2 protein-coding genes are annotated in these 1142 nt (G+C 71.5%); both read left to right on the top strand.

Going from position 1 to position 1142, the window contains the following annotated elements:
* Positions 1-499 (top strand): acyl carrier protein (locus AC5WRT_RS38885; protein WP_496101097.1); only part of this gene is annotated, 499 nt, incomplete at its 5' end.
* A 67-nt stretch (positions 500-566) separates the two neighbouring features.
* On the top strand, positions 567-1142 hold a 576-nt coding region (locus tag AC5WRT_RS38880; RefSeq protein ID WP_496098927.1), incomplete at its 3' end, for a beta-ketoacyl synthase N-terminal-like domain-containing protein.

Raw genomic sequence — 1142 nt, 5'->3', positions numbered from 1 at the left:
GCAGCCGCAGGACGAGCGGCGGCAGGCCCTGCTCGACCTGGTGCGCCGACGGGCGGCGGAGGTGCTGGGACACGGCGATCCCGGGGCCGTCGGGTCCGCCCAGGCCTTCCGGGAACTCGGCGTGGACTCCCTGACCGCCGTGGAGCTGCGCAACCGGCTCTCCGCCGACGCCGGGGTGAAGCTGCCCAGCACCCTCGTCTTCGACCGCCCGACGCCGCGTGACCTGGCAGCGTTCCTCGACGACGAGGTGTTCGGCGCGGAGACGGCCGACGCGGAGAGTGCGCTGGTCGCCGAGCTGGACCGGCTGGCCGCCACGATTTCAAGGCTTTCCCCAGAGATGGGCGTCAGGGCTCTCGCCCAGGCGCGTTTGCGCAGCATGCTGGCGGAGCTGGGTGATCAGAACGAGGCCGATGCCAAGGCCACGGTTACCCGGCAGCTCGAGGCGGCGTCGGACGACGAGATCTTCGACTTCATCAATCGGGAGCTCGGCCGGTCCTGAGCGCCGGCGTCGCAGCCGCAGCAGGCCGAACCGTTCCTACCGCCAACAACGTATGGGGCAAGTTCCAATGGCGAATGAAGACAAGCTCCGGGACTACCTCAAGTGGGTCACCGCCGACCTCGCCGAGACGCGGCGCCGGCTTCAGGAGCTGGAGTCGCGCGGGGACGAGCCCATCGCCATCGTCGGGATGAGCTGCCGCTTCCCCGGCGGGGTGCGGTCCCCCGAGGACTACTGGCAGCTCCTCGTCGACGGCGTGGACGCCGTCTCCGCGTGGCCCACCGACCGCGGCTGGGACGTCGAGGCCCTGTACGACCCGGACTCCCGTGGCCAGGACGGAAGTTACGCCCGCGAGGGCGGCTTCCTCACCGGCGCCGGGGACTTCGACGCCGCCTTCTTCGGCATCTCGCCCCGCGAGGCCGTCGCCATGGACCCGCAGCAGCGGCTGCTGCTGGAGACGTCCTGGGAGGCCTTCGAACACGCGGGCATCGACCCCGAGTCGGCGCGGGGCGGTCGCGCCGGCGTGTTCGTCGGCGCCAGCAACCAGGAGTACGGCGCCGGCCTCACCGACGTTCCGGACGACGTGCGCGGCCATCTGCTCACCGGCAACTCGACATCGGTGGTCTCCGGCCGGGTGTCCTACGTC

The sequence above is a fragment of the Streptomyces sp. NTD91 genome (assembly GCF_059510455.1).
This window is presented reverse-complemented; position numbering and strand designations above follow the sequence as displayed.